Raw genomic sequence first — 6,233 nt, forward strand, 5'->3', positions numbered from 1 at the left:
CTTACCCGAAATCTGATTTATTCAACAAAGCCGTGGTCAAGTCATTTTGGCCACATAGTTATAGCTATTCCAGTAACGTTTCTCCGATTCATTTGGCGTTAAACCACCATTGTACGAATGCGGCCTCAGTCGGCTGTAATAGCCATGAATATAATCACCTATCTTCTGCTTTGCTTCCGGTAATGCTGTCAACCTGTTGATGACTATTTTAATCTGTAGTCATTCAATCCTTGTAACATCAGGATGATCCTGGTGTCAGTGAAAATACGAAATCAACACGTTGGTATCATTACCCACCTGTGAACTGACGTCGGCATTTTGAATCTCACTTCGGCGTGCCCCCTCCGAATGGCGCAAAACATTTCGTGGTATGGCATGATAGCACCCGAAGAGAGTCAATTCAGGGTGGTAAATGTGAAACCAGTAACGCTATACGATGTCGCAGAGTATGCCGGTGTCTCTTATCAGACCGTTTCCCGCGTGGTGAACCAGGCCAGCCACGTCTCTGCGAAAACGCGGGAAAAGGTGGAAGCGGCGATGGCGCAGCTGAACTACATTCCCAACCGCGTGGCACAACAACTGGCGGGGAAACAGTCGTTGCTGATTGGCGTTGCCACCTCCAGTCTGGCCCTGCACGCGCCGTCGCAAATTGTCGCGGCGATTAAATCTCGCGCCGATCAACTGGGTGCCAGCGTGGTGGTGTCGATGATAGAACGAAGCGGCGTCGAAGCCTGTAAAGCGGCGGTGCACAATCTTCTCGCGCAACGCGTCAGTGGGCTGATCATTAACTATCCGCTGGATGACCAGGATGCCATTGCTGTGGAAGCTGCCTGCGCTAATGTTCCGGCGTTATTTCTTGATGTCTCTGACCAGACTCCCATCAACAGTATTATTTTCTCCCATGAAGACGGTACGCGACTGGGCGTGGAGCATCTGGTCGCATTGGGTCACCCGCAAATCGCGCTGTTAGCGGGCCCATTAAGTTCTGTCTCGGCGCGTCTGCGTCTGGCGGGCTGGCATAAATATCTCACTCGCAATCAAATTCAGCCGATAGCGGAACGGGAAGGCGACTGGAGTGCCATGTCCGGTTTTCAACAAACCATGCAAATGCTAAATGAGGGCATCGTTCCCACTGCGATGCTGGTTGCCAACGATCAGATGGCGCTGGGCGCAATGCGCGCCATTACCGAGTCCGGGTTGCGCGTTGGTGCGGATATCTCGGTAGTGGGATACGACGATACCGAAGACAGCTCGTGTTATATCCCGCCGTTAACCACCATCAAACAGGATTTTCGCCTGCTGGGGCAAACCAGCGTGGACCGCTTGCTGCAACTCTCTCAGGGCCAGGCGGTGAAGGGCAATCAGCTTTTGCCCGTCTCTCTGGTGAAAAGAAAAACCACCCTGGCGCCCAAGACGCAAACCGCCTCTCCCCGCGCGTTGGCCGATTCATTAATGCAGCTGGCACGACAAGTTTCCCGACTGGAAAGCGGGCAGTGAGCGCAACGCAATTAATGTGAGTCAGCTCACTCATTAGGCACCCCAGGCTTTACACTTTATGCGTCCGACTCGTATGTTGTGTGAAATTGTTAGCGGATAACAATTTCACACAGGATACAGCTATGACTATGATTACGGATTCACTGGCCGTCGTATTACAACGTCGTGACTGGGAAAACCCTGGCGTTACCCAACTTAATCGCCTTGCAGCACATCCCCCTTTCGCCAGCTGGCGTAATAGCGAAGAGGCCCGCACCAATCTCCCTTCCCAACAGTTGCGCAGCCTGAATGGTGAGTGGCAATTTGTCTGGTTTCCGGCACCAGAAGCGGTTCCGGAAAGCTGGCTGGAGTGCGATCTTCCTGTCGCCGATACTGTCGTCGTCCCCTCAAACTGGCAGATGCACGGTTACGACGCGCCCATCTACACCAACGTGACCTATCCCATTACGGTCAATCCGCCATTTGTTCCCACGGAGAATCCGACTGGTTGTTACTCGCTCACATTTAATGTTGATGAAAGCTGGCTACAGGAAGGCCAGACGCGAATTATTTTTGATGGCGTTAACTCGGCGTTTCATCTGTGGTGCAACGGGCGCTGGGTCGGTTACGGCCAGGACAGCCGTTTGCCGTCTGAATTTGACCTGAGCACATTTTTACGCGCCGGAGAAAACCGCCTCGCGGTGATGGTGCTGCGCTGGAGTGACGGCAGTTATCTGGAAGATCAGGATATGTGGCGGATGAGCGGCATTTTCCGTGACGTCTCGTTGCTGCATAAACCGAGCACGCAAATCAGCGATTTCCATGTAGCCACTCACTTTAATGATGATTTCAGCCGCGCTGTACTGGAGGCAGACGTTCAGATGTACGGCGAGCTGCGCGATGAGCTGCGGGTGACGGTTTCTTTGTGGCAGGGTGAAACGCAGGTCGCCAGCGGCACCGCGCCTTTCGGCGGTGAAATTATCGATGAGCGTGGTGGTTATGCCGATCACGTCACCCTACGTCTGAACGTCGAAAACCCGAAACTGTGGAGCGCCGAAATCCCGAATCTCTATCGTGCGGTGGTTGAACTGCACACCGCCGACGGCACGCTGATTGAAGCAGAAGCCTGCGATGTCGGTTTCCGCGAGGTGCGGATTGAAAATGGTCTGCTGCTGCTGAACGGCAAGCTGTTGCTGATTCGCGGCGTTAACCGTCACGAGCATCATCCTCTGCATGGTCAGGTCATGGATGAGCAGACGATGGTGCAGGATATCCTGCTGATGAAGCAGAACAACTTTAACGCCGTGCGCTGTTCGCATTATCCGAACCATCCGCTGTGGTACACGCTGTGCGACCACTACGGCCTGTATGTGGTGGATGAAGCCAACATTGAAACCCACGGCATGGTGCCAATGAATCGTCTGACCGATGATCCGCGCTGGCTACCCGCGATGAGCGAACGCGTAACGCGAATGGTGCAGCGCGATCGTAATCACCCGAGTGTGATCATCTGGTCGCTGGGGAATGAATCAGGCCACGGCGCTAATCACGACGCACTCTATCGCTGGATCAAATCTGTCGATCCTTCCCGCCCGGTACAGTATGAAGGCGGCGGAGCCGACACCTTCGCAACCGATATTATTTGCCCGATGTACGCGCGCGTGGATGAAGACCAGCCCTTCCCGGCTGTGCCGAAATGGTCCATCAAAAAATGGCTTTCGTTGCCTGGAGAGACGCGCCCGCTGATCCTTTGCGAATACGCCCACGCGATGGGTAACAGTCTTGGCGGCTTCGCTAAATACTGGCAGGCGTTTCGTCAGTACCCCCGTTTACAGGGCGGCTTCGTCTGGGACTGGGTGGATCAGTCGCTGATTAAATATGATGAAAATGGCAATCCGTGGTCGGCTTACGGCGGTGATTTTGGCGATACGCCGAATGATCGCCAGTTCTGCATGAACGGTCTGGTCTTTGCCGACCGCACGCCGCATCCGGCGCTGACGGAAGCAAAACACCAGCAGCAGTTTTTCCAGTTCAGTTTACCCGGGCGAACCATCGAAGTGACCAGCGAATACCTGTTCCGTCATAGCGATAACGAGCTCCTGCACTGGATGGTGGCGCTGGATGGCAAGCCGCTGGCAAGCGGTGAAGTGCCTCTGGATGTCGCTCCACAAGGTAAACAGTTGATTGAACTGCCTGGACTACCGCAGCCGAAGAGCGCCGGACAACTCTGGCTAACGGTTCACGTAGTGCAACCGAACGCGACCACATGGTCAGCAGCCGGACACATCAGCGCCTGGCAGCAGTGGCGTCTGGCGGAAAACCTCAGCGTGACACTCCCCTCCGCGCCCCACGCCATCCCGCAACTGACCACCAGCGAAACGGATTTTTGCATCGAGCTGGATAATAAGCGTTGGCAATTTAACCGCCAGTCAGGCTTTCTTTCACAGATGTGGATTGGCGATAAAAAACAACTGCTGACGCCGCTGCGCGATCAGTTCACCCGCGCACCGCTGGATAACGACGGCGTAAGTGAAGCGACCCGCATTGACCCTAACGCCTGGGTCGAACGCTGGAAGGCGGCGGGCCATTACCAGGCCGAAGCAGCGTTGTTGCAGTGCACGGCAGATACGCTTGCCGACGCGGTGCTGATTACCACGGTCCACGCGTGGCAGCATCAGGGGAAAACCTTATTTATCAGCCGGAAAACCTACCGGATTGATGGAAGTGGTCAAATGGCGATTACCGTTGATGTTGAAGTGGCGAGCAATACGCCACATCCGGCGCGGATTGGCCTGACCTGCCAGCTGGCGCAGGTAGCAGAGCGGGTAAACTGGCTCGGATTAGGGCCGCAAGAAAACTATCCCGACCGCCTTACTGCGGCCTGTTTTGACCGCTGGGATCTGCCATTGTCAGACATGTATACCCCGTACGTCTTCCCGAGCGAAAACGGTCTGCGCTGCGGGACGCGCGAATTGAATTATGGCCCACACCAGTGGCGCGGCGACTTCCAGTTCAACATCAGCCGCTACAGTCAACAGCAACTGATGGAAACCAGCCATCGCCATCTGCTGCACGCGGAAGAAGGCACATGGCTGAATATCGACGGTTTCCATATGGGGATTGGTGGCGACGACTCCTGGAGCCCGTCAGTGTCGGCGGAATTCCAGCTTAGCGCCGGTAGCTACCATTACCAGTTGCTCTGGTGTCAAAAATAATAATAACCGGGCAGGCCATGTCTGCCCGTATTTCGCGTAAGGAAATCCATTATGTACTATTTAAAAAACACAAACTTTTGGATGTTCGGTTTATTCTTTTTCTTTTACTTTTTTATCATGGGAGCCTACTTCCCGTTTTTCCCGATTTGGCTACATGACATCAACCATATCAGCAAAAGTGATACGGGTATTATTTTTGCCGCTATTTCTCTGTTCTCGCTATTATTCCAACCGCTGTTTGGTCTGCTTTCTGACAAACTCGGGCTGCGCAAATACCTGCTGTGGATTATTACCGGCATGTTAGTGATGTTTGCGCCGTTCTTTATTTTTATCTTCGGGCCACTGTTACAATACAACATTTTAGTAGGATCGATTGTTGGTGGTATTTATCTAGGCTTTTGTTTTAACGCCGGTGCGCCAGCAGTAGAGGCATTTATCGAGAAAGTCAGCCGTCGCAGTAATTTCGAATTTGGTCGCGCGCGGATGTTTGGCTGTGTTGGCTGGGCGCTGTGTGCCTCGATTGTCGGCATCATGTTCACCATCAATAATCAGTTTGTTTTCTGGCTGGGTTCTGGCTGTGCACTCCTCCTCGCCGTTTTACTCTTTTTCGCCAAAACGGATGCGCCCTCTTCTGCCACGGTTGCCAATGCGGTAGGTGCCAACCATTCGGCATTTAGCCTTAAGCTGGCGCTGGAACTGTTCAGACAGCCAAAACTGTGGTTTTTGTCACTGTATGTTATTGGCGTTTCCTGCACCTACGATGTTTTTGACCAACAGTTTGCTAATTTCTTTACTTCGTTCTTTGCTACCGGTGAACAGGGTACGCGGGTATTTGGCTACGTAACGACAATGGGCGAATTACTTAACGCCTCGATTATGTTTTTTGCGCCACTGATCATTAATCGCATCGGTGGGAAAAACGCCCTGCTGCTGGCTGGCACTATTATGTCAGTACGTATTATTGGCTCATCGTTCGCTACCTCAGCACTGGAAGTGGTTATTCTGAAAACGCTGCATATGTTTGAAGTACCGTTCCTGCTGGTGGGCAGCTTTAAATATATTACCAGCCAGTTTGAAGTGCGTTTTTCAGCGACGATTTATCTGGTCTGTTTCTGCTTCTTTAAGCAACTGGCGATGATTTTTATGTCTATTCTGGCGGGCAATATGTATGAAAGCATCGGTTTCCAGGGCGCTTACCTGGTGCTGGGTCTGGTGGCGCTGGGCTTCACCTTAATTTCCGTGTTCACGCTTAGCGGCCCCGGCCCACTTTCCCTGCTGCGTCGCCAGGTGAATGAAGTCTCTTAAGAAATTAATGTCGGATACGGCGCGAGCGCCTTATCCGACCAACTTATCAGGACGGAATGTTAAAAATGAACATGTCGATGACAGAAAAAATAAAAGCAGGCAAGCTATTTACCGATATGTGCGAAGGCTTACCTGAAAAAAGACTTCGTGGGAAAACATTAATGTATGAGTTCAATCACTCGCATCCATCAGAAGTTGAAAAAAGGGTAATGACTCCAACTTATTGATAGTGTTTTA

At 52.5% G+C, this 6,233-nt stretch carries 3 protein-coding genes and 2 pseudogenes; 4 read left to right on the forward strand and 1 reads right to left on the reverse strand.

Translation table 11 applies throughout. The annotated features are described in order from the left end of the window. Nucleotides 1-36: 36 nt before the first annotated feature. Nucleotides 37-177 (reverse strand): annotated as a pseudogene (locus tag HMPREF3138_RS26350) (IS3 family transposase); the annotation flags it as partial. Nucleotides 178-414: 237 nt separating this feature from the next. Between HMPREF3138_RS26350 and lacI the strand changes: the two are divergent. The 4 genes and pseudogenes from lacI to HMPREF3138_RS25565 form a co-directional block, all read left to right on the forward strand. Next, complete coding sequence (gene lacI / locus HMPREF3138_RS13485) at nucleotides 415-1,497, forward strand: DNA-binding transcriptional repressor LacI (protein WP_070559120.1); 1,083 nt, start codon at nucleotides 415-417, stop codon at nucleotides 1,495-1,497. Nucleotides 1,498-1,619: 122 nt separating this feature from the next. After that, nucleotides 1,620-4,691: a beta-galactosidase gene (gene lacZ / locus HMPREF3138_RS13490; protein WP_048998166.1), complete on the forward strand. Its 3,072-nt coding sequence runs from the start codon at nucleotides 1,620-1,622 to the stop codon at nucleotides 4,689-4,691. A 51-nt stretch (nucleotides 4,692-4,742) separates the two neighbouring features. Further along, nucleotides 4,743-5,996: a lactose permease gene (gene lacY, locus HMPREF3138_RS13495; protein ID WP_048998165.1), complete on the forward strand. Its 1,254-nt coding sequence runs from the start codon at nucleotides 4,743-4,745 to the stop codon at nucleotides 5,994-5,996. A gap of 65 nt (nucleotides 5,997-6,061) precedes the next feature. Beyond that, nucleotides 6,062-6,202 (forward strand): annotated as a pseudogene (locus HMPREF3138_RS25565) (maltose acetyltransferase domain-containing protein); the annotation flags it as partial. Between the last annotated feature and the right edge of the window lie 31 nt (nucleotides 6,203-6,233).

The organism is Serratia sp. HMSC15F11 (assembly GCF_001808215.1).
In the GTDB taxonomy this organism is placed as follows: Bacteria; Pseudomonadota; Gammaproteobacteria; order Enterobacterales; family Enterobacteriaceae; genus Serratia; species Serratia nevei.

Coding starts and splice junctions, on each gene's coding strand:
- lacZ (WP_048998166.1), top strand. CDS start 1,620: ATGACTATGATTACGGATTCACTGGCCGTCGTATTACAACGTCGTGAC.
- lacY (WP_048998165.1), top strand. CDS start 4,743: ATGTACTATTTAAAAAACACAAACTTTTGGATGTTCGGTTTATTCTTT.